The sequence below is a fragment of the Octadecabacter arcticus 238 genome, assembly GCF_000155735.2.
GTDB classification, from domain to species: Bacteria; Pseudomonadota; Alphaproteobacteria; order Rhodobacterales; family Rhodobacteraceae; genus Octadecabacter; species Octadecabacter arcticus.
This window is the reverse complement of sequence record NC_020908.1, coordinates 644,294-664,168: the sequence shown is the minus strand read 5'-3', so window position 1 is coordinate 664,168 and position 19,875 is coordinate 644,294. Positions and strand designations below refer to the sequence as shown.

At 55.4% G+C, this 19,875-nt stretch carries 19 protein-coding genes and 3 pseudogenes; 14 read left to right on the top strand and 8 right to left on the bottom strand.

Going from position 1 to position 19,875, the window contains the following annotated elements:
* Positions 1 to 321 precede the first annotated feature (321 nt).
* Complete coding sequence (gene lipB, locus OA238_RS03430; RefSeq protein ID WP_015494094.1) at positions 322 to 984, top strand: lipoyl(octanoyl) transferase LipB; 663 nt, start codon at positions 322 to 324, stop codon at positions 982 to 984.
* Here the strand turns inward: lipB and OA238_RS03425 are convergent.
* Both OA238_RS03425 and OA238_RS32485 read right to left on the bottom strand, forming a co-directional pair.
* A complete protein-coding gene (locus OA238_RS03425) occupies positions 981 to 1,379 on the bottom strand; it encodes a group III truncated hemoglobin (protein WP_015494093.1) in 399 nt (132 codons plus the stop codon). The two genes, lipB and OA238_RS03425, sit on opposite strands and share 4 nt — an antisense overlap.
* Positions 1,376 to 1,531 carry a hypothetical protein gene (locus tag OA238_RS32485; RefSeq protein ID WP_187293141.1) on the bottom strand — a complete coding sequence of 52 codons (156 nt, stop codon included), beginning with the start codon at positions 1,529 to 1,531 and terminating at the stop codon, positions 1,376 to 1,378. Before OA238_RS32485 ends, OA238_RS03425 begins: the two co-directional genes overlap by 4 nt.
* A gap of 79 nt (positions 1,532 to 1,610) precedes the next feature.
* On the opposite strand from OA238_RS32485, the gene OA238_RS03420 reads away from it, so the two are divergent.
* The 3 genes from OA238_RS03420 (at position 1,611) to ctaD (ending at position 4,477) form a co-directional block, all read left to right on the top strand.
* On the top strand, positions 1,611 to 2,042 hold the full coding sequence (locus OA238_RS03420; RefSeq protein ID WP_015494092.1) for an RrF2 family transcriptional regulator: 432 nt from the start codon (positions 1,611 to 1,613) through the stop codon (positions 2,040 to 2,042).
* A 474-nt stretch (positions 2,043 to 2,516) separates the two neighbouring features.
* Positions 2,517 to 2,660 carry a hypothetical protein gene (locus OA238_RS32480; RefSeq protein WP_187293140.1) on the top strand — a complete coding sequence of 48 codons (144 nt, stop codon included), beginning with the start codon at positions 2,517 to 2,519 and terminating at the stop codon, positions 2,658 to 2,660.
* 143 nt (positions 2,661 to 2,803) lie between these two features.
* A complete protein-coding gene (gene ctaD, locus OA238_RS03415) occupies positions 2,804 to 4,477 on the top strand; it encodes a cytochrome c oxidase subunit I (protein WP_015494091.1) in 1,674 nt (557 codons plus the stop codon).
* Between the two features lie 428 nt (positions 4,478 to 4,905).
* Here the strand turns inward: ctaD and OA238_RS03405 are convergent.
* Positions 4,906 to 6,067, bottom strand: a pseudogene (locus OA238_RS03405) (IS30 family transposase); the annotation flags it as partial.
* Between the two features lie 268 nt (positions 6,068 to 6,335).
* Between OA238_RS03405 and OA238_RS03400 the strand changes: the two are divergent.
* Positions 6,336 to 6,839 (top strand): DUF2244 domain-containing protein, encoded by a 504-nt coding sequence (locus OA238_RS03400; protein WP_015494089.1) that lies wholly within the window; start codon positions 6,336 to 6,338, stop codon positions 6,837 to 6,839.
* 267 nt (positions 6,840 to 7,106) lie between these two features.
* Positions 7,107 to 8,018: a DMT family transporter gene (locus OA238_RS03395; protein ID WP_015494088.1), complete on the top strand. Its 912-nt coding sequence runs from the start codon at positions 7,107 to 7,109 to the stop codon at positions 8,016 to 8,018.
* On the opposite strand, the gene OA238_RS03390 is transcribed toward OA238_RS03395, so the two are convergent.
* On the bottom strand, positions 8,015 to 8,473 hold the full coding sequence (locus OA238_RS03390) for a GatB/YqeY domain-containing protein (RefSeq protein WP_044037858.1): 459 nt from the start codon (positions 8,471 to 8,473) through the stop codon (positions 8,015 to 8,017). The genes OA238_RS03395 and OA238_RS03390 overlap by 4 nt on opposite strands.
* Before the next feature lie 204 nt (positions 8,474 to 8,677).
* On the opposite strand from OA238_RS03390, the gene carA reads away from it, so the two are divergent.
* The 5 genes and pseudogenes from carA to OA238_RS03365 form a co-directional block, all read left to right on the top strand.
* Positions 8,678 to 9,838: a glutamine-hydrolyzing carbamoyl-phosphate synthase small subunit gene (gene carA / locus OA238_RS03385; RefSeq protein ID WP_015494086.1), complete on the top strand. Its 1,161-nt coding sequence runs from the start codon at positions 8,678 to 8,680 to the stop codon at positions 9,836 to 9,838.
* Positions 9,839 to 9,990: 152 nt separating this feature from the next.
* Positions 9,991 to 10,890, top strand: coding sequence for a GspE/PulE/PilB domain-containing protein (locus OA238_RS03380; RefSeq protein WP_187293139.1), 900 nt, complete (start codon positions 9,991 to 9,993; stop codon positions 10,888 to 10,890).
* A 90-nt stretch (positions 10,891 to 10,980) separates the two neighbouring features.
* Positions 10,981 to 11,961 (top strand): integrase core domain-containing protein, encoded by a 981-nt coding sequence (locus OA238_RS03375; protein ID WP_015494085.1) that lies wholly within the window; start codon positions 10,981 to 10,983, stop codon positions 11,959 to 11,961.
* Positions 11,962 to 12,016: 55 nt separating this feature from the next.
* Positions 12,017 to 12,685: pseudogene (locus tag OA238_RS03370) on the top strand (integrase core domain-containing protein); the annotation flags it as partial.
* A gap of 37 nt (positions 12,686 to 12,722) precedes the next feature.
* Positions 12,723 to 13,382 (top strand): annotated as a pseudogene (locus tag OA238_RS03365) (glycosyltransferase family 2 protein); the annotation flags it as partial.
* On the opposite strand, the gene OA238_RS03360 reads toward OA238_RS03365, so the two are convergent.
* Positions 13,336 to 13,989, bottom strand: coding sequence for a GntR family transcriptional regulator (locus OA238_RS03360; RefSeq protein WP_015494084.1), 654 nt, complete (start codon positions 13,987 to 13,989; stop codon positions 13,336 to 13,338). The pseudogene OA238_RS03365 and the gene OA238_RS03360 overlap by 47 nt on opposite strands.
* Before the next feature lie 106 nt (positions 13,990 to 14,095).
* On the opposite strand from OA238_RS03360, the gene OA238_RS03355 reads away from it, so the two are divergent.
* On the top strand, positions 14,096 to 14,740 hold the full coding sequence (locus OA238_RS03355; protein ID WP_015494083.1) for a pyrimidine 5'-nucleotidase: 645 nt from the start codon (positions 14,096 to 14,098) through the stop codon (positions 14,738 to 14,740).
* Positions 14,741 to 14,782: 42 nt separating this feature from the next.
* The gene (locus OA238_RS03350; RefSeq protein WP_044036216.1) at positions 14,783 to 15,991 is read left to right on the top strand and encodes a UbiH/UbiF family hydroxylase; all 1,209 of its coding nucleotides are present in this window, start codon (positions 14,783 to 14,785) and stop codon (positions 15,989 to 15,991) included.
* On the opposite strand, the gene OA238_RS03345 is transcribed toward OA238_RS03350, so the two are convergent.
* Entirely contained in the window at positions 15,988 to 16,878 is an 891-nt protein-coding gene (locus OA238_RS03345) for an NAD-dependent epimerase/dehydratase family protein (protein WP_044036215.1), read from the bottom strand. The genes OA238_RS03350 and OA238_RS03345 overlap by 4 nt on opposite strands.
* 108 nt (positions 16,879 to 16,986) lie before the next feature.
* Between OA238_RS03345 and OA238_RS03340 the strand changes: the two genes are divergently transcribed.
* Positions 16,987 to 18,945 carry a DNA gyrase/topoisomerase IV subunit B gene (locus OA238_RS03340; RefSeq protein ID WP_044036213.1) on the top strand — a complete coding sequence of 653 codons (1,959 nt, stop codon included), beginning with the start codon at positions 16,987 to 16,989 and terminating at the stop codon, positions 18,943 to 18,945.
* A gap of 2 nt (positions 18,946 to 18,947) precedes the next feature.
* Here OA238_RS03340 and OA238_RS31380 read toward each other — a convergent pair whose 3' ends face one another.
* The gene (locus tag OA238_RS31380; RefSeq protein WP_144055816.1) at positions 18,948 to 19,172 is read right to left on the bottom strand and encodes a hypothetical protein; all 225 of its coding nucleotides are present in this window, start codon (positions 19,170 to 19,172) and stop codon (positions 18,948 to 18,950) included.
* A gap of 6 nt (positions 19,173 to 19,178) precedes the next feature.
* Positions 19,179 to 19,658 (bottom strand): AbiU2 domain-containing protein, encoded by a 480-nt coding sequence (locus OA238_RS03335; protein ID WP_044036211.1) that lies wholly within the window; start codon positions 19,656 to 19,658, stop codon positions 19,179 to 19,181.
* Positions 19,659 to 19,875: the final 217 nt, after the last annotated feature.

Here is a 19,875-nt window from a genome sequence, read left to right as displayed (position 1 = left end):
CAGTCGGCCAAACGGCCCCAACACCGCAAACCTCTTAATGCGGAACGCCTGATCATCGCCACAGTGTGGATCTGGATCCGCAACGATCAATTAGAGACGATTCAAGGGCATATCAGGGCCTTTCGGTTTGGCTCTCGCCTTAAAATTGCCTATCTATTGGACAAGCAAACATTCACGCCTAAACACCTTTTGCCAAATGACAGGACGCTTTCGTGAACGACACCGCACCGCAATCCGCGCTTCGTAAATGGCGGTTCCATGTAACCCAGCCCGTAAGGGGCGCGAACATAAAAGGGGCGGGGCATTTGCTGCGACACACTAATGGTTGAATGGATCACCACAGACGGACTGACAGATTACGACGACGCCACCGCTTTCATGGAAGACCGCGCCGAAGCCATTCATCGCGGCGACGCGGATGAATGCATTTGGCTTGTCGAACACCCTGCCCTTTACACCGCTGGAACGTCCGCCAAACTTGTCGATCTGGTGGAGCCTGACCGCTTTCCAGTCCACACATCGAAACGCGGTGGTCAATATACCTATCACGGACCGGGCCAGCGGGTCGCCTATGTGATGCTTGACGTCGGCAAGCGCGGCCACGACGTGCGCCGCTTTGTGCAAGACCTCGAACACTGGGTGATTGCGACGCTGGCAAAATTCAACGTCACTGGCGAAATCCGCGACGGGCGCGTCGGGGTCTGGGTGCAGCGGCATGACAAACCTTTGGACGCACATGGGCAACCTGCGGAAGACAAAATTGCGGCCCTCGGCATCCGCTTGCGCAAATGGGTCAGCTTTCACGGACTGTCGATCAACGTTGAACCGGATCTGGGCCATTTCAGCGGCATTGTGCCCTGCGGGATAACCGAACACGGGGTAACGTCGCTGGTGGATCTTGGTCTGCCCGTGACGATGGACGACGTGGATGTGGCCCTGCGCAAAACGTTTGCAAGCAGCATCACCCCTTACGGCAATAACTAACGCAGGTTTGGCACGCCGTCCGTGCTGTCCATCGTCAACCCGAACCGCAATCCCACGCCGATCCGGTGCGCCAATGCGGACCATCCGGCAGCGACATCAACGGACAGTTGCGCGGCCAGAACGTCATCAAACAACGCCAGCCAGATCGGGAAGTGTCCGTCTTTTACGGTGCCCGCCTGCATGTGTTTGCGCATCGGATTGCCACTGTAGGACCGCTCGTGCAGGATCGCATTGCGCCAGAACGCGGCGATCTTGACCTCATGGCTGGGCCAATCGCTGATTTTATCGGCAAACACCGGCCCAAACGTCGGATCGTGGCGCACTTTGTCATAAAACACGGCCACGACCTCGTCGATCTGGGCGGCCGTTAGATCAATTCTCGCGGTGGGCTTCATCCCAAAATCATCCACATCACGGCCAGCATGATGACCAAATAGACCAACATATTGAACATGGACCGGATCAAACCTTGGTCCGCCTCTGGGTCGACGCCCATGCGTTCGCAGATTTTCGTACCAGGCCAGAGGATGATGGAGGTGACAGTCATAACGTGTCCTTAAATCGGTATTTATAATACGTATTAAATAGCGCCTTTATAATACGCATTGCAAATGCTAATTTGACGCATGCATCTTGATAAATTCAGCGACTACGCCGTGCGCATCCTTATCGCCCTGTCCGTGTCCAAGGCTGGGCGCGTGCCCGCATCGTCCATCGCCCAAAGTTACGGGCTGTCGCAACACCATATCGCCAAAGTCGCAACAGAGTTAGTGCGCGGCGGCTTTGTGACCTCGGATCGCGGGCGCGGCGGCGGGCTGCAGCTGGCACGCCCTGCAACCGACATTTCAATCGGGGCAGTTTTGCGATCCATCATGGCCGATGATCCGGTCGCAGAATGTTTTGGCAGCGCGCCAAATTGCGCCATCCTGCCTGCCTGCGGCCTGCGCACCCCGCTCACCCAAGCAAAAGATGCGTTCTTTTCAGTTCTTGACGGGTACACACTCGACGATGTGACTCAGAGGAAATCAGCGCTCGCGGACCTGCTCTCTGCGACCTGAGGTGGGTGGTTTAGAAAATCCATAAACCCCGTATTGTTTTCCCCTGATTGATCACGATCCTTTGGGGGACACATGCATCCTACATCAATCATATTGGCTACGTTGAGTGTCATCTGTACGAAAAATCCTGTTCGCGCGCAGGACCAGCAAGTAAAAAGTGACTTCAATTTAACCGTCGTTGTGCCGCTCGATGTCATGGACCAACCGTTGATATATTTGGATTTCAATCAACTACTTCGTCCATATTTAATGGGCTTGGACATCACTGTTCTTGACTGTTCTTGGCGATTTAGACGGGGGCTGTTTAGGTGGCACAGACATTTCGCTCGCGTTTCGCGCGTAGTATGACGGAACCTCACAGTGACCCATCATAGTTACTCTGTAAAGCCCCGCCGGAACCGCGTTTTTTGGTGCAAGCCTCAACCGCTACAGCGAAGTCCTGTTTCAAGACACCTTTCGGCCTTTGACCGATATTTGGTGGGAAGAAGACGCGATTGGGACGCCATCATCCGCAATAATACCTGCGTGAGCATCGTCGCTGATATCAAAGATGGACGCGGTGGCGCGAATGAAATTTACGTCGGTGGTTTTGTCCTGACCATCGCGCCAAAGCACTAACACACACACCTGCGCCAATTTTACCCATGCAAACCGTGCGATGCACTGTTGCCCTGCCCCCCCCTGCGCCCTAAAATCATTTTAAGCCAAAGGGTGAGTCCGTTCACCTTGTAGAAATTGCCATCGATTGCAGGGAGCGCCACATGGTAGACGCAGCCGTCCACGAGCAGGACCATGAAGACAACCGCGGGTTTTTTACCCGTTGGTTTATGTCCACAAACCATAAAGACATTGGTATTTTGTACCTTTTCGTGTCGGGTTTTGTCGGGTTCTTGTCCGTCAGTTTCACCGTTTACATGCGCATGGAGCTTATGCACCCCGGTGTTCAGTACATGTGCCTTGAAGGCGCACGTCTGTTTCCAGCGGCCCTGAACGAATGTACACCCAATGGTCACTTATGGAACGTGTTGATAACGTACCACGGCATCCTGATGATGTTTTTTGTGGTTATTCCTGCGCTTTTCGGTGGTTTCGGAAACTACTTTATGCCGCTGCAAATCGGCGCGCCTGACATGGCGTTTCCGCGCCTCAACAACCTGTCATTCTGGATGTTCTGTACCGGTGTTGCCCTTGGTGTTGCGTCCATGCTTGCGCCCGGCGGGAACGGTCAAGCCGGCGCGGGGGTCGGCTGGGTCATGTATCCACCGCTGTCGACAAGCTCCGGCGGTATTTCAATGGACCTCGCGATCTTCGCGGTTCACGTCTCTGGTGCGTCCTCTATTCTGGGCGCGATCAACATGATCACGACCTTCCTGAACATGCGCGCGCCCGGCATGACATTGCATAAAGTGCCGCTGTTTTCATGGTCAATCTTCGTTACCGCATGGTTGATCCTTCTGGCCCTGCCCGTTCTGGCTGGCGCGATCACCATGCTTTTGATGGACCGCAACTTCGGGACAACGTTCTTTGATCCCTCCGGTGGTGGTGATCCGGTTTTGTACCAACACATTCTGTGGTTCTTCGGTCACCCCGAAGTTTACATTGTTGTCGTACCTGCGTTCGGTATCGTCAGCCACGTTGTCTCCACCTTCTCGCGCAAGCCGATCTTCGGCTACTTGCCGATGGTTTACGCAATGGTCGCAATTGGCGCGCTGGGCTTTGTCGTGTGGGCACACCACATGTATACGGTGGGCATGTCGCTGACCCAGCAGTCCTATTTTATGCTGGCAACGATGGTCATCGCAGTGCCCACGGGCGTGAAGATCTTTAGCTGGATCGCAACAATGTGGGGTGGGTCTGTGTCATTCAAAGCCCCGATGATGTGGGCTCTCGGTTTCATTTTCTTGTTCACCGTCGGTGGCGTCACAGGCATTGTACTGTCACAGGCTGGTGTCGACCGCGCCTACCACGACACCTATTACGTCGTGGCGCATTTCCACTACGTGATGTCGCTGGGCGCCGTGTTTGGCATCTTCGCGGGTATCTATTTCTACCTGCCGAAAATGTCTGGACGCAAAATTCCTGAATGGGCAGGACATCTGCACTTCTGGATGATGTTCATTGGTGCCAACATCACGTTCTTCCCGCAGCACTTCCTTGGTCGTAACGGCATGCCGCGCCGCATCATCGACTATTCAGAAGCGTTCGCGACTTGGAACTATGTATCATCCCTTGGCGCGTTCCTGTCATTCGCATCCTTCCTGTTCTTCATCGTCATTCTCTTCAAGACGCTGATGAGCCCGAAAAACGCGACGGAGCCAAACCCGTGGGGCGAATTTGCTGATACTCTGGAATGGACCCTGCCGTCCCCTCCACCGGAGCACACGTTCGAAACGCTGCCCAAGCAGTCCGACTGGGACAAGCAGTCTTCGCACTAACAATACCTTCGGGATCTGAATGATATTAGGCCTCGGCGGAAACGCCGAGGCCTTTTTTGTGGGCACAATTTCTATATGCGCGACTGGAAACAGCGATGACTTTTTGGCATGGTATCAATCCAATTGATTGGCTTACCCAATTGGCCCGTTCGCCACGACAACGCTTAACGTCGTGCGGCTCGGCTTTGCTGCCTTCATGGGCTTGTGCATCCTAAACGCGGTTCGAGACGCCCACGCGCGGCACATTGCATCCCATCGTGCATGGATGATCCGCGCCTCCGCTGTGGCGGTTGCCGCCAGTACACAGGTGGTTTTCATGGGGCGGTGCTTTGCCACGATCGGCGATCCATCATCAGAATTGGCCACTGGGTTGCTGACACTGGGCTTTGGACGGCGATTTCAACTGGTCGATGCAACACATGCATTAAACGCTCTGCGGGAGTTTCATACCCCAGCGTCATTCGAGGTCGTTCATTGAGTTGTCTGGCGACGGCGCTCAACTTTGCTTGACTGTGTATCGACAAATCTGTGCCCTTTGGAAAGTACTGTCGCAGAAGGCGGTTGGTGTTTTCGTTTGAGCCGCGTTGCCACGGGCTGTGGGGTTCGCACAAGTAGACGTCGATATCAGTCGCCAAGGTGAACTTCTTATGCCCTGCCATTTCCGACCCACGATCCCATGTCAGAGAACGATAAAGTTCTTTGGGCAGCTTGTGCGACTGCTTGATTAGCGCTTGGATGACGCTGTGGCTGTCCTTGTTGCCAACCTTCGCCAGCATCACGTAGCGCGTGCTCCGTTCGACCAATGTTGCGATGAAGCTGTTGCCGGAGCCTTCGATGAGGTCACCCTCCCAATGGCCAGGCACGGCCCGATCTTCCACCTCGGCTGGCCTGTCACGGATCGATATTGCATCGTTGAACCATTGACCGGCAGGCGATTGCGCAGCAATCACCGGGAGGTTGGCCCAGACCACTACGCTTCATGGTGGCATGGCGAGATCGGCGGATGGCCCGCGTTGCCCGTAGATGCGCTAGTAATTCCTTCTAAAGTACGCCACGAATTTGGATAAAAAAGCTTCGGCAGATCGTCTCGTGAGAAACGCGCTTGTTCTCATCATCGGGATGTTCTCGCATTAGCCAGCCTGCGATTTGTTGCGGGGACCACATGCGGATCAGCTTGGTCGATATCGCCCCCTCTCACACATGCAAGCATGTGTTGCCGGGCAGTGGACAGAGATAGGCTTTGTGTGCCAGCTTGCACAGCTTCGGGCGGTGAGAGCGATCCCAGGCTGCGACATCTGAAGGCGCTGCACGATAGTCTTTGAGACCGCCGTTGCGCCGGACTTCTCGGCTGATTGTGGATGCTGATCGCTTCAAACTTCGTGCGATAGATCGCAGGGACATCTGTGCCCGCAGACCTCTGGATGTCTCTTCCCGATCGGTCAGGGTTAGAGCAAGCCGCGACCTGATGTGGTCCGCAGGACGGATGCCGCCAGTCCGCTCTAACAGCGGGTAAATTGATGATGACCCCCTATCAGACAACCGACCAATCGAGATCACCGACTCTCCGCGTTGCCATCCACTGCCCGGCAGGCGATGCTCAGCATCGCTGAGAGGGGTCCCAAATCTCCGACTTCTGCTTGTCCGTGAAAAATACGCGGCGACGGTACTTCATGTTGATCATTCCATCTTTGGCTAAAGACTAAAGTGTTCCGTCGACCCATTGAAATCGCCACTCAATGCGGTCTTTGCGGAGTGGTGGATCATCCGCGCGCGCCGCCCAGCGCTGACATTCACTTAAATATCGTCATGCGACACCCCATCCCCTCGACATGGTCAAACAGACGCCTAAGTTTAGTTTATGCCCTACGAATGGATCACCCCGGACCCTGCGCCAGACGCCCCTGTGGCGGAACTGCACCTGTGGCCCTACCGATCCCTGCTGCGCCGAGATTTTGTGGTGTTCATTGCCGGAACGGTGGCAATCATTTTTCTGCCATTGATCGCTGTCCTCGGCTCGCCTGTGCTCTGGGGCTTGTTGCCGTTCTTTATCATCGCCGTCTCGGGGGTCTGGTACGCCCTACATCGCAGCTACAAAGACGGTGAAATCCTCGAGGAACTGCGCATCTGGCCTGACAGCATGACGCTCATCCACATCCACCCACGACGCGGACGCAAATCGTGGGAAGGCAACCCGTACTGGGTCCATCTCAAGATCGACAAAAGAAACGAACGCATCGTTAACTACATCACCCTCAAAGGGTCAGAGCGAGAGGTTGAGCTGGGAGCATTCCTGTCCGAAGACGAACGCGCGGTGCTTTATGACGAGGTCGACCGCGCCATGCGCGACGCGATCCGGCCATGACCATCCCTATCTGGCATCGCCCGTTTATCAGATGATATCGACGCTTGGGAGACAGCATTCCGTCAGATACTTCACTCCCTATTAGGAGAGGCGGGCCCTTACGTTTGGGGTCCGGACGGTTGTCGAGTCGTGCTGCAAAGCGCCGCTTGGCCCTAACCCGCACCAATCCATCGGCGGAACACGATAGGCAACGCCATGGTATTTTGTGATGTAACTTTGCACAAAATTCGGGTCGCGCAATGCTGCTGCGCGGCCTAAGCGTTTGCTATGACACCACAACGCACCCTCACCATCCGCACATGGATCGAACTTTTTGTGCTCGCCTTTATCTGGGGCGCGGGGTTCCTCGCAGTGCGGCTGGCGATTGACGAGATTCCAATCGCCACTTCGGTCGCCCACCGCGTGTTTTGGGCCGCTGTAATCCTTTGGGCCTTCGTTTTGGTGCGTGGCCTGCCGATCCCGCGTGACCCTAAAATCTGGCGGGCGTTGATCGTCATGGGCGCCCTCAACAACGCCATTCCATTTAGTTTGATGGCATGGGGTCAGTTGCACATCCAAACGGGCCTGACGTCGGTGTTCAACGCTGGCACGGCGATTTTTGGCGTTGTTATTGCGGCCCTTATCCTTGCTGATGAACGCCTGACCACACGCAAAATCATCGGGTCAGCCATTGGTTTCTTTGGCGTCGCCACCGCAATCGGTCTGCAGTCTGTACGCAACTTTGACATCACATCGCTCGCGCAACTGGCGGTGATTGCGGGCACCATTTCATATGCTTTCGCGGGTGTTTGGGCACGGATCAATCTAACGGGCCTGCCGCCCCAAGTCGCGGCGGCGGGAATGCTCACGGGGTCATCGCTGGTGATGGTTCCGGCGGCGCTGCTGATTGACGGTACCCCGTCATTTGACCTCAGCCTCACTGCACTTGGCGCCATCGGCTATTACGTCGTCTTCGCCACCGCAGGCGCGTATCTGCTGTATTACCGCATCCTTGCTGCCGCAGGATCGGCCAACACGATGATTGTAACGCTGCTGATCCCGCCAGTCTCCATCATCCTCGGCGCGCTGGTTCTTGACGAAAGCCTGTCGCCCAACGTCTATATCGGCCTCGCGCTCCTCGCGCTTGGCCTCGCGGTACTGGATGGGCGCGTGTTCAAGCGTCTAACGCGCGCCAGTTAGCCCAGCTTTTCTTTCACCATCGGGCCGGTTTTTCCGAAGTCCATCTGGCCGGTATATTTGCCTTTTAGGATGCCCATAACCTTGCCCATATCGCGAATGCTAGATGCATCGACTTCGGCAATGGCGCTCTCAATGGCCGCCGCAGCTTCGTCCTCGGACAACTGGCGCGGCAGGAATTCTTCGATTGTCTTGATCTCAGAGAGCTCGTCTTGCGCCAATTCTAAGCGTCCGGCCTCTTCGTAAATTTTCGCGCTTTCTTGGCGCTGCTTGACCATCTTGCCCATGATCGCCAACACGACGGCGTCACCGACGCCCTCATCTTTGCCTTCACCGCGCGCTTCGATGTCACGGTCTTTGATTGCGGCCGTGATCAGTCGCAGCGTCGACAGGCGATCAGCTTCTTTGGCCTTCATCGCTTCTTTAAGGGCCGTGCTGACCCGTGTACGCAATTCCATTCCATCATCCCTGATATGTGAGCGGTAACGAGCGCGGACCATACTGCGAAGTAGCCGCGCAAAACAAGCACCCATAAACGAACGCTCCGTGAGGTCATTTGTGCGTCTTGACCTGCACAACCCCACCCCTTAGTAAGCGTAGAAATTCGCTGTGCGAATGCCCGCATGGCGACCAGATTTGTCGCACAGCATGGGATTCGACCAATGGCCAGCACCAATAAACCAACAGCCTGCCTTGTTCTTGCCGATGGGACCGTGTTTTATGGCATGGGCTTTGGCGCCACGGGGCAAACGACTGCCGAATTGTGCTTTAATACCGCGATGACCGGCTATCAGGAAATCATGACCGATCCGTCGTATGCCGGCCAGATCGTGACCTTTACGTTTCCCCATATCGGCAACACCGGCGTTACGCCCGAAGACGACGAAACAGCCGAACCTGTCGCCTCTGGCATGGTCGTCAAATGGGATCCGACATTACCGTCCAGCTGGCGGTCGGCAGAACGCCTTGAGCCGTGGCTTGCTGCCCGCGGGCGCATCGGCATTGGCGGCATTGATACGCGCCGCCTGACCCGCGCGATCCGTCAACAAGGCGCGCCGCATGTGGCATTGGCCCATGATCTGGACGGCAATTTCGATGTCGAAAAACTGGTCGCCGCTGCCCGTGGGTTTGCTGGCCTCGAGGGTGTTGATCTCGCCAAAGAAGTGACATGTGCACAATCATATCGCTGGGATGAAATGCGGTGGGCGTGGCCGGACGGCTTCGCACGCCAGACTGACGCGACATACAAAGTCGTCGCCATTGATTACGGCGCAAAACGCAACATTCTGCGCTGTTTGGCATCCGCTGGCTGCGATGTCACTGTCCTGCCCGCGACGGCAACTGCCGCCGACGTTCTGGCACACAGTCCTGACGGCGTGTTTCTGTCAAACGGCCCCGGTGATCCGGCGGCGACAGGCGTTTACGCGGTGCCGATGATCAAAGACATTCTGGCAAAAGACCTGCCAGTCTTCGGCATCTGTCTGGGGCATCAAATGCTCGCCCTCGCGTTGGGTGCCAAAACGATCAAAATGAACCACGGCCACCACGGTGCCAACCATCCAGTCAAAGATAATGACACTGGCAAAGTTGAAATTACATCGATGAATCATGGCTTTACGGTGGATGCACAGACCCTTCCGGCAGGTGTGCGCGAAACCCACAGGTCGCTGTTTGATGGATCAAACTGTGGCATCGCGGTTGACGGAAAGCCCGTGTTTTCAGTGCAGTACCACCCGGAAGCGTCACCTGGTCCGATGGACAGCTATTACCTGTTTGAACGTTTCGCTGCGGCCATGGCTGCGCGCGCGGGGATCACGGCCTAAGGGCCGCAAGACCCGAGATCATCCAAAGCAGACAGGCCTTTAACGCCTCGTTAACGGTTCATCATCCAGAGTGGACGCGGGACAGGTAATAGGCTGAAATGGCTTTGAAGTTTAGCACTGTTCGGCAACGCAGGTTGCCGACGCAAGATGATATGGCAAGCAGGCTTGCTGCTCCGCGTTCGAGCGGCGACGTGTTGGGCCATGATGGTGTGCGTGCCGCGCGTGCGTTTGGTGAAAAAGATGTCGCACGTCGCAATTCTGCGGCGATCAATGATGCGCTGCGCCACAGGCTTGGACTACCACCAACAACACTCGCGCAGATCCAAGCGGGGTTGGTTGGCACGAGCGTCGTCAACCCCGTTCTAAACCCCGCTGATCCGCGCCTTATTGAACGGTTTGGCGCGCAACTTTGCCTGAAACACCGCGTTTTGCCGTGGCGATCCGTGTCGGGGCGCGTCACGGTTCTCGCCACGTCACCAGATCATTTCCTGCGGGTCCGTGACACTTTGGTCGCGATATTTGGCCCCGTCCATCTGGCAATTGTCACCACAGACAATCTTGACGCAGCGCTCAGCCGGATGTGTCATAAGAGCCTGATGCACAATGCAGAATTGCGGACACAGCAGCACGAATCCTGTCGCGGCTGGAACGCTGGAAAGGCATTTTGCTGGGGGCTCAGCGCTGTACTGACGATTATGTCGTGCTTGATCGTCTGGCCGCAAATCAGCTTTTTGGTGTTATGCGGCTGGGCGGTTTTCACGCTGATCCTGAACACAATCCTGAAGGCCGCGGCGGCCGTTCTACATCTCTTTCCCAAGCCCAGCGGCCCGATCCCCGCCAACCCACAACTGGCGCATCTGCCCATCGTCACAATTCTGGTACCGCTGTTTCACGAACGTGACATCGCAGGTGCCTTGATCAAACGGCTTTCACAGCTGGACTACCCCACCGACCTGCTTGATGTTTGTTTGGTACTCGAAGCCGATGATGGCAAAACGCTCTCGCCGCGACGCAATTGCCGTTCTGGATGCGCGCGATCAGGGTCTGAATAAGTTCAGATAGATGTGAGACAAAATTTTGTTGCCAAGATTTAGGCGACCTCGGAGACTGAGAATTGAAAGAAACCAGCTCACGAGGCCAATATGCAAATCATCGGACTGCACAAGAACGTTTATAAACTTTATGCTTGGGCGCGGACACAAGAATGTTTGGACGTGTACCGTATCAAATACGAAGGTCAGGTTCGGCAATGGGACGACTTACGTACAGAGGGCGTTTCTCTATCAAAGTGCGCTGAATTCGTCGGCATCTCGCGCGCGACATATTACCGTCACAAGCGTATTTTGAAGGATTTGGCGCAGGCAATCATACCGCCTTCAAAGGCTCCCAAACGCTGCAACAAGTCACAGTGGGGCGAGGCAGAAAAGCAATTGGTGCTTGAGGCCCGCCGCGACAATGAAACCTACGGTAAGGAGAAAATAGGGGCCATCTTGCGTCGCGACAAAAAGCAAACCATGAGCGATAGCACCGTGGGGCGCATTTTGAGCTTTCTAAGGAAAAAAGGCCTGATCACACGATCAAGATCTGCGCCCCAAAAGCGCAAGCGTAATTTTTCCAAGGGGCATGCCAAGGGATGGAAATATAGGGATTACAAAGATATTGTGGTTGGCGAGCGTGTGCAGATCGATCATATGACTGCCACGAAGAACGGCGTCACGTGCAAACACTTTCAAGCCTGGGAGAGGTGTAGCAAGCATATCCACGCGCAAGTTTATTCGAATGCCACGGCACGCTCTGCCAAACGGTTTTTGCAAGAACTCGTGGAAATAGCTCCCTATAAGATCATCTCAATTCAAGTCGATGGCGGGTCTGAGTTTATGGCCGATTTTGAGACAGCGTGCGAACAGATGGAGATCCCGCTCATTGTGCTGCCGCCAGCAAGGCCAAAATACAACGGTGGTGTCGAGCGCGGTAACCGCACCTTCCGCGAAGAGTTCTATGCATGTCGTGATCTCATTGCCGACAGCATAGGAGCGATGCGGTTTGAACTTCGAAAAGCCGTCGATAAATACAACACATTCAGGCCTCATCATGCCTTGAAAGGCAAGACACCAATGGAGTAAATTCGAATCACTCAGGCCAAAGTCGTGTGAGTCTCAAAACACCTGAACCTATACAGCCATCTTGCGTCGCGACAAAAAGCAAACCATGAGCGATAGCACCGTGGGGCGCATTTTGAGCTTTCTAAGGAAAAAAGGCCTGATCACACGATCAAGATCTGCGCCCCAAAAGCGCAAGCGTAATTTTTCCAAGGGGCATGCCAAGGGATGGAAATATAGGGATTACAAAGATATTGTGGTTGGCGAGCGTGTGCAGATCGATCATATGACTGCCACGAAGAACGGCGTCACGTGCAAACACTTTCAAGCCTGGGAGAGGTGTAGCAAGCATATCCACGCGCAAGTTTATTCGAATGCCACGGCACGCTCTGCCAAACGGTTTTTGCAAGAACTCGTGGAAATAGCTCCCTATAAGATCATCTCAATTCAAGTCGATGGCGGGTCTGAGTTTATGGCCGATTTTGAGACAGCGTGCGAACAGATGGAGATCCCGCTCATTGTGCTGCCGCCAGCAAGGCCAAAATACAACGGTGGTGTCGAGCGCGGTAACCGCACCTTCCGCAAAGAGTTCTATGCATGTCGTGATCTCATTGCCGACAGCATAGGAGCGATGCGGTTTGAACTTCGAAAAGCCGTCGATAAATACAACACATTCAGGCCTCATCATGCCTTGAAAGGCAAGACACCAATGGAGTACATTCGAATCACTCAGGCCAAAGTCGTGTGAGTCTCAAAACACCTGAACCTATACACTCGAAAAACTTGGCGGCTGGGACGCTCATAATGTTACAGAGGACGCGGACCTAGGCATCCGTTTGGCCCGCCACGGCTACCGCACCGAAATAATCGACACCGTCACCCAAGAAGAAGCCAACGCACGCGCTTGGCCGTGGGTGAAACAGCGATCTCGTTGGCTCAAGGGCTATGCGATCACGTACGGTGTCCATATGCGCAGCCCATTGAAATTATGGCGCGATCTTGGCGCATGGCAGTTCTTTGGCGTGCAGTTGTTGTTCGCTGGAACAATCTCACAATTCCTGCTTGCACCGCTGTTGTGGTCGTTCTGGTTATTGGTGTTCGGGGTGCCGCACCCACTTGACGGTGTGCTCAGCCCGAATGCCGCCCTGACATTTGCGGGCACCTTTTTGTTGTCCGAAGTCATTGGCATCACAGTGTCTGCAATCGCCGTGACGTCGGCTGGCAAACGCGACCTGATCAAATGGACGCCGACGCTACACCTATACTTCCCGCTCGCGGCGTTGGCTGCCTATAAGGGTATTTTTGAACTGGCCACAAAACCATTCTATTGGGACAAGACGTCCCACGGGATATTTGCCCCTACCCAGCTTGCCACGACCAGATCTAGCAGGGACGCGCCTAGCGCCCCGCCTGAACCGCCTCAGCATCCAATCGCAGCCGAATAGTAAATGCCTGCGAAATGTGTTCGCGCAGCGCCAGATCGGCCGCGTCACCATCCCCCATTTCAATCGCCTTCACAATCCGTTCGTGTTCGACCATCGTGTCGGTCGGACGCCCCTCAACCGCAATCGACGTAGACGCCAAAAGCGCCATGGAGCGGTGCACAAGATCAAGCTGCTGCACCAAAAACCGATTGTGACTGGCAAGGTGAATTTGCTTATGAAACCGTCGGTTTGCGCGGCTCATCGCATCGGGATCACCGACCAACGCGCGATCTGCTTCCAACATATGGCGCAAAACAGCCAATTCTTCGGGTGTAGAATGTCGCGCCGCCAAACGCGCCGCCAAGCCTTCCAAGGCCCCGCGCACCACGTATAATTCGCTCAACTGGCTGTGATCAAGGGACGCCACAATCAACGACCGCCCATCTCGCGACAACAGGCTTTGTGTTTCAAGCCGTTGTAATGCCTCCCGAATAGGGGTGCGTGACACGCCGAACCGTTCTGCCAACTCGCTCTCCACCAGACGGCTTCCCGGTTTGTAGGTTCCGGTATCAATCGCCTCTAGAATCATCTCATAGGCGTCTTTTTGTGGCGATCTCATGCTGGTCATTTGGGCTCCCTTGGTTTCGCGAATTGTACGCTACGGTGCTTCACGGTATCAACCCGTTGCAAATCCCGCCTGACAGAAACAAACATGCAAAAATAAAAGGTACCTTATGGTCAAATCCTCATTCTCTCACGTGCGTGCATGGGTCTTTGATCTCGACAACACGCTTTACCCACCAGAGGCTGCGCTGTTTGGCCAGATCGAAGTCCTGATGACCGACTATGTCTCAGAGGCCCTGAAGGTTGATCACGTTGAGGCGAACCGTCTGCGCGATCACTATTGGAAAAGCTATGGCACCACCCTTGCGGGGCTGATGGCCGAACACGATATTGACCCTGATCCGTTCCTAATCGCTGTCCATGACATAGACTTTTCCGTCCTGCCGCCTGCCCCTGAATTGGCCGACCTGATCCGCGCCCTCCCCGGTCGCAAAATCGTCTACACCAACGGCACCGCGCCCTATGCGCGCAATGTGCTGGCAGCGCGTGCGTTAGACGGCGTGTTTGATGCTGTTTATGGGGTTGAGCATGCCGGCTATCGTCCCAAACCTGAACAAGCGGCGTTTGAGGCGGTCTTTGCGCTGGACAAACTCCCACCCGCGCAGGGTGCGATGTTTGAAGATGACATTCGCAACCTCGCAGCGCCGCACGCCATGGGCATGCGCACGGTGCATGTGGCACCGAAATCGGAACACCATGACCACATCCACCACCACACCAGCGACCTGACTGCCTTCTTGTCGCAGTTGGTCTGACATACCTTTCCGCTAGCCACCCTTGGGCCTATGTTTACTTATATGATTAAAACAGCTGTAACGACAGATATCTTCATTTCAGGCGGCGGTGTCGCGGGGCTCACTGCGGCGGCTGCATTCGGTGCGGCTGGCTTTTCTGTCGTGATCGCGGACCCGATGCCGCCGATCACGGATCAAGCAGTCAAAGGCGCGGACCTGCGCACGACAGCGTTCCTGCAACCGGCCCGCGAATTTCTGATGGCTGCTGGCCTTTGGAATCGTCTTGCGCCCTTTGCCACTCCGCTGCAGATCATGCGGATCGTCGATGCGGGTGGCGCCGAACCGATCCCGCGCATGACCCGTGATTTTGACGCGGCCGATATTTCTGATCTGCCGTTCGGCTGGAACCTGTCGAACTGGCTGCTGCGCCGTGAGATTGTTGCGCGGATCGCCGAATTGCCCAACGTCGATTTCCGCTCAGGCGTCGGCTTCGCCACCCTGTTGACCCGCACCAATGAGGCGCGCGTGACACTTACCGATGGCACCCGCATCACCGCCAAACTGGTGATCGGTGCTGACGGGCGCCACAGCCCTGTGCGCCAAGCCGCTGGAATTGAATCCAAAACCACGAGGTACGGGCAAAAAGCGGTTACTTTTGCGGTGACGCATGAAGCCCCGCACAACAATGTGTCGACCGAAATTCACCGCAGTGGTGGCCCGTTTACCTTAGTCCCACTGCCCGATCATGACGGCAAGCCCTGCTCCGCCGTGGTCTGGATGAAAGACGGGCCGCAGGCAAACCGCCTCGCCATGTTGCCTGAACCGGAATTCAACGTAGAAGCGACCCTGCGATCCGCCGGAACCTACGGCCCCCTGACACTGGCCAGTCCGCGCATGGTCTGGCCGATCATCAGCCAAATCGCGGATAGGATGACTGGTGAACGTGTGGCTTTGGTCGCAGAAGCGGCCCATGTCGTCCCCCCCATCGGCGCGCAGGGGTTGAACATGTCATTGTCTGACGTGGCCAGTCTGCTTGATCTGGCGCAAGCCGACCGCGACACCTTTGGCAGCGCTGACATGCTGGCGAAATACCACCGCTCCCGCCACCCAGACATCAGCCTGCGGGTCAGAGGGGTCAGCCTGTTGAACCGCGCTTCGCAAGCCGAAAACCCTCTCTTGCGTGATCTTCGCGCCAAGGGGATCGAGGCAGTTTATGGTCTGGCGCCACTGCGCAAAACATTGATGAAACTGGGCCTTGGCGCAAAGGGTTAGCCCTGTTTCAGGGTGGCATCCCGCCAACCGAATTGTGGTGCAAACCCGACCATCTGCTTGGCCTTCTTATTGGAATAGAACGTCTCAAACTCGTCCATATCTGAGACCACGGGAACGCCAGCATAAAACCGTTCCCGCACCTGCGCACTTGGCAACGCAACCGAACTGTCGTCGTTGGCCACGTTAAACACCTGATACCCCAGACCATCCGTGGCAAGGCAACAGGTCACCATTTGACCCAGATCACGGGCATCGATGTAGGCGAATATATTGCGGCGGCGCAGCGCCGGATCGTCCACAAAGGCCGGAAAGTTTTCAGCGTACTCATGCGGCTCAATCACATTGTTGATCCGCAGCCCGTAAATATCGACCCCAGATCGCGCCTGAAACGACCGCGCTGTCGCTTCGTTGCAAACTTTGGACATGGCATAACTGTCATGGGGCACGGTCGGGTGGTTTTCATCAACGGGAATGTAGTCCGGCAGCACCTCACCCGCAGCAAAGCAGACACCATATGTGGTCTCGGAACTTGCGAAAATAATCTTGCGGATGCCAAGCTTCACAGCGGCCTCAATCACATTATAGGTGCTTTGCGTGTTTTGCTGAAACGCGACACCGTCCGTGCCAATCATGATCCGCGGCACGGCAGCAAAATGCACAACCGCGTCGTAGGGTTGCGGCGCGCTGTCGAGTTCGTCAAAATCAGCCCATTGCGACATCGCACCAAAAACCTGCCCACTGTCGCACAGATCAACCAACAGTTCGGGCGTGTTCGCCAGCCCGCTCGCCACTTGATCAATGTTTACAACACGGTGCCCCGCCGCTTGCAGTACCGGAATCGCATGCCGTCCCGCCTTGCCACTGCCGCCTGTAAAAAATACCCGCATCTTTACCCTTTCTTCGCCAATCAAACGTCGGGCAATCTGACACAACCGATTGCCCCCGCCCGCCGTTTACGCCACAATATGACCCAACCAACAAGAGCAGAGCAGACAATGGCAAACGATCTTTTAAGCGGACAAACGCCGTCCAACTATGACGCCTCCTCAATCGAGGTGTTGGAGGATATGGAACACGTGCGCCTGCGCCCCGGCATGTATATCGGCGGCAAAGACGACCGCGCACTGCATCACATGGTGGCTGAAATTGTCGATAACTCGATGGACGAGGCGGTCGCTGGCCACGCCACGTGGATCGAAGTCGAACTGCACGCCAACGGCCACGTCACAGTGCGCGACAACGGACGCGGGATTCCGGTTGGAATGCACCCGAAACTGCCCAACAAATCCGCGCTTGAAGTCATCTTTTGCACCCTGAATGCTGGCGGTAAGTTTTCTGGCGATAGCTATCAGACTTCAGGTGGTTTGCACGGCGTTGGTTCTTCGGTTGTTAACGCGCTATCGGATCATTTACGGGTCGAAGTCGCGATCAACAAAGAACTGTTCATGATGGAATTTTCGCGCGGTGTGCCACAGGCGCCCTTGGCGAAAATCGGCGCGGCGCCAAATCGGCGCGGCACGGCCGTTACTTTCCACCCCGACCCCGAAATCTTCGGCAGTCTTGAACTGAAACCAGCGCGTCTGTTCAAAATGGCGCGATCCAAGGCCTACCTTTTTTCGGGTGTCGAAATCCGTTGGAAAACCGACATCAACGATGGCGAAACCCCGCAGGAAGCGACGTTCAAGTTCCCCGGTGGATTGGCGGATTACCTCAACGAAACGCTGGCCGGTGCCACGACCTATTCTGACAAACCGTTCGCGGGAACCGTTGATTTCACTGATAAATTCAACGTTCCTGGCAAGGTAGAATGGGCGATCAACTGGACGCCAACGCGCGACGGTTTCATCCAATCATACTGTAACACCGTGCCCACGCCCGAAGGCGGCACGCATGAACAGGGTTTTTGGGCCGCCGTCCTGAAGGGCATCAAATCCTACGGCGAACGGGTCAACAACAAGAAGGCCACCAACATCACGCGTGAGGATTTGACGACTGGCGCGGGCGCGCTGGTGTCGTGTTTCATCCGTGATCCTGAATTCGTTGGCCAAACCAAAGACCGCCTTGCGACGACGGACGCGCAGCGCATGGTGCAGCTTGCCGTTGCGGACCATTTCGACAATTGGCTGGCCGCGGATACCAAATCTGCGGGTGCCATCCTCGACTTCCTCGTATTGCGATCCGAAGAACGCCTGCGCCGCAAACAGGAAAAAGAAACCTCGCGCAAAACCGCGACGCAAAAATTGCGTCTGCCCGGCAAGCTAACCGATTGTTCGTCCAAAACCCGCGACGGCACCGAATTGTTTATTGTTGAGGGCGACAGCGCGGGCGGGTCCGCCAAAATGGCCCGCAACCGGAAGAATCAGGCGTTGCTGCCGCTGCGCGGTAAGATCCTCAACGTGCTTGGGGCGGCGTCGTCAAAAATCGGCACAAACTCGGAAATCAGTGATCTTACCCAAGCCCTCGGCGTGCAGCTCGGGGCGAAATTCAACGTCGATGATCTGCGCTACGACAAGGTCATCATCATGACCGACGCGGACGTGGACGGCGCGCACATCGCCGCGTTGTTGATGACGTTCTTCTTTAGCCAGATGCGCCCGATGATCGACGCTGGGCACTTGTACCTTGCCTGCCCGCCGCTGTTTCGCGTCACCCAAGGGGCGCGGCGCGAATATTGTCTGGACGAGGCGGAAAAGAACGCCGTTCTGGCCCGTGGCCTCGGAGGGTCCGGCAAAATGGACGTATCGCGCTTTAAGGGTCTGGGCGAAATGGACGCAAAAGATCTGAAAGAAACCACAATGGACCCGACGTCGCGAAAACTGATCCGCGTGTCCATCGACGAAGACGAAGCAGGCGAAACCGCCGATCTGGTCGAGCGTTTGATGGGCAAAAAGCCAGAAATGCGATTCCAGTACATTCAGGAAAACGCTAAGTTTGTTTTGGAGCTGGATGTTTGAACTTAGTCAGTTGGCGGATCATTGCGTTCCAACCAATCGGGGTAGTTGGCGGTTTCTTTACGGACCGAATCAAGTTCGGCGTACTTTTCGTCGGCCAGCAATGTTTTTCTAAGTGCCTCTAGTCTTCTAAGTTCTCTCTGACCAAAGAAGATGGCCTTAAGAAACGACCTTTCATCATCTAGTGGCGGCAGTACGTGGGTAACCTGATGAACATCAAGATACTCCAAAGAAACCTACTTGATGACCGCTGCAATACCATCAATTGCAGTTTCAACTTTTGCTCTGCTCGCGGTTTCTAATTTCGCTCCTCCTAGGCGGTATTCAAGATCTGCGTGGGCAATTCTTTTTGAAGACCAGTTTCTAGCGAAGCTTGCTGCTCGCTCAGCGTCACTCACGAGCTTCTTCAATTCTGTGTCGGCTAAATCTATCCGCTTTGAGAGGCCCTTTATCGTAACAGCCTCCGTAGATCGGTTTCTTCCAGAGGAAGGGTCGGTCATTCGTCGAATACCAAGTAAGCAGCGCTCAAACAGGACGCGTTCCAAAGTATGAGCGGTAGACCCAGACACGTCGTTCAGCATTTCGACCGTTTCTAAGTTGGTCCCAAAGAACGATCGATACATGCGCCACTCAATACGTAAAGTGAACAAATCGTGCTTTAACAACTCGAAGTATTCGGATGCGTCAGTATCCAAGCCCATTTTCACAAATCCCATAAGTTCTAATCACTAAGGCAATCCAATCACATACTTTGCAATAGCTCGCGCCCGCTCAAAGGGGCGGTTCGGGCTTTTCCAGATCGTAGATTTGACTTTGAGGCTGGAATAAGCAGCCTCACACCATCCCCCTTGCCAAACACCCTGCCAAAGCCCACATTATTCACGCAGGTCCAGCACACATGTGCCCACCCGCTGCCGCTAGGCCGCATCGCCC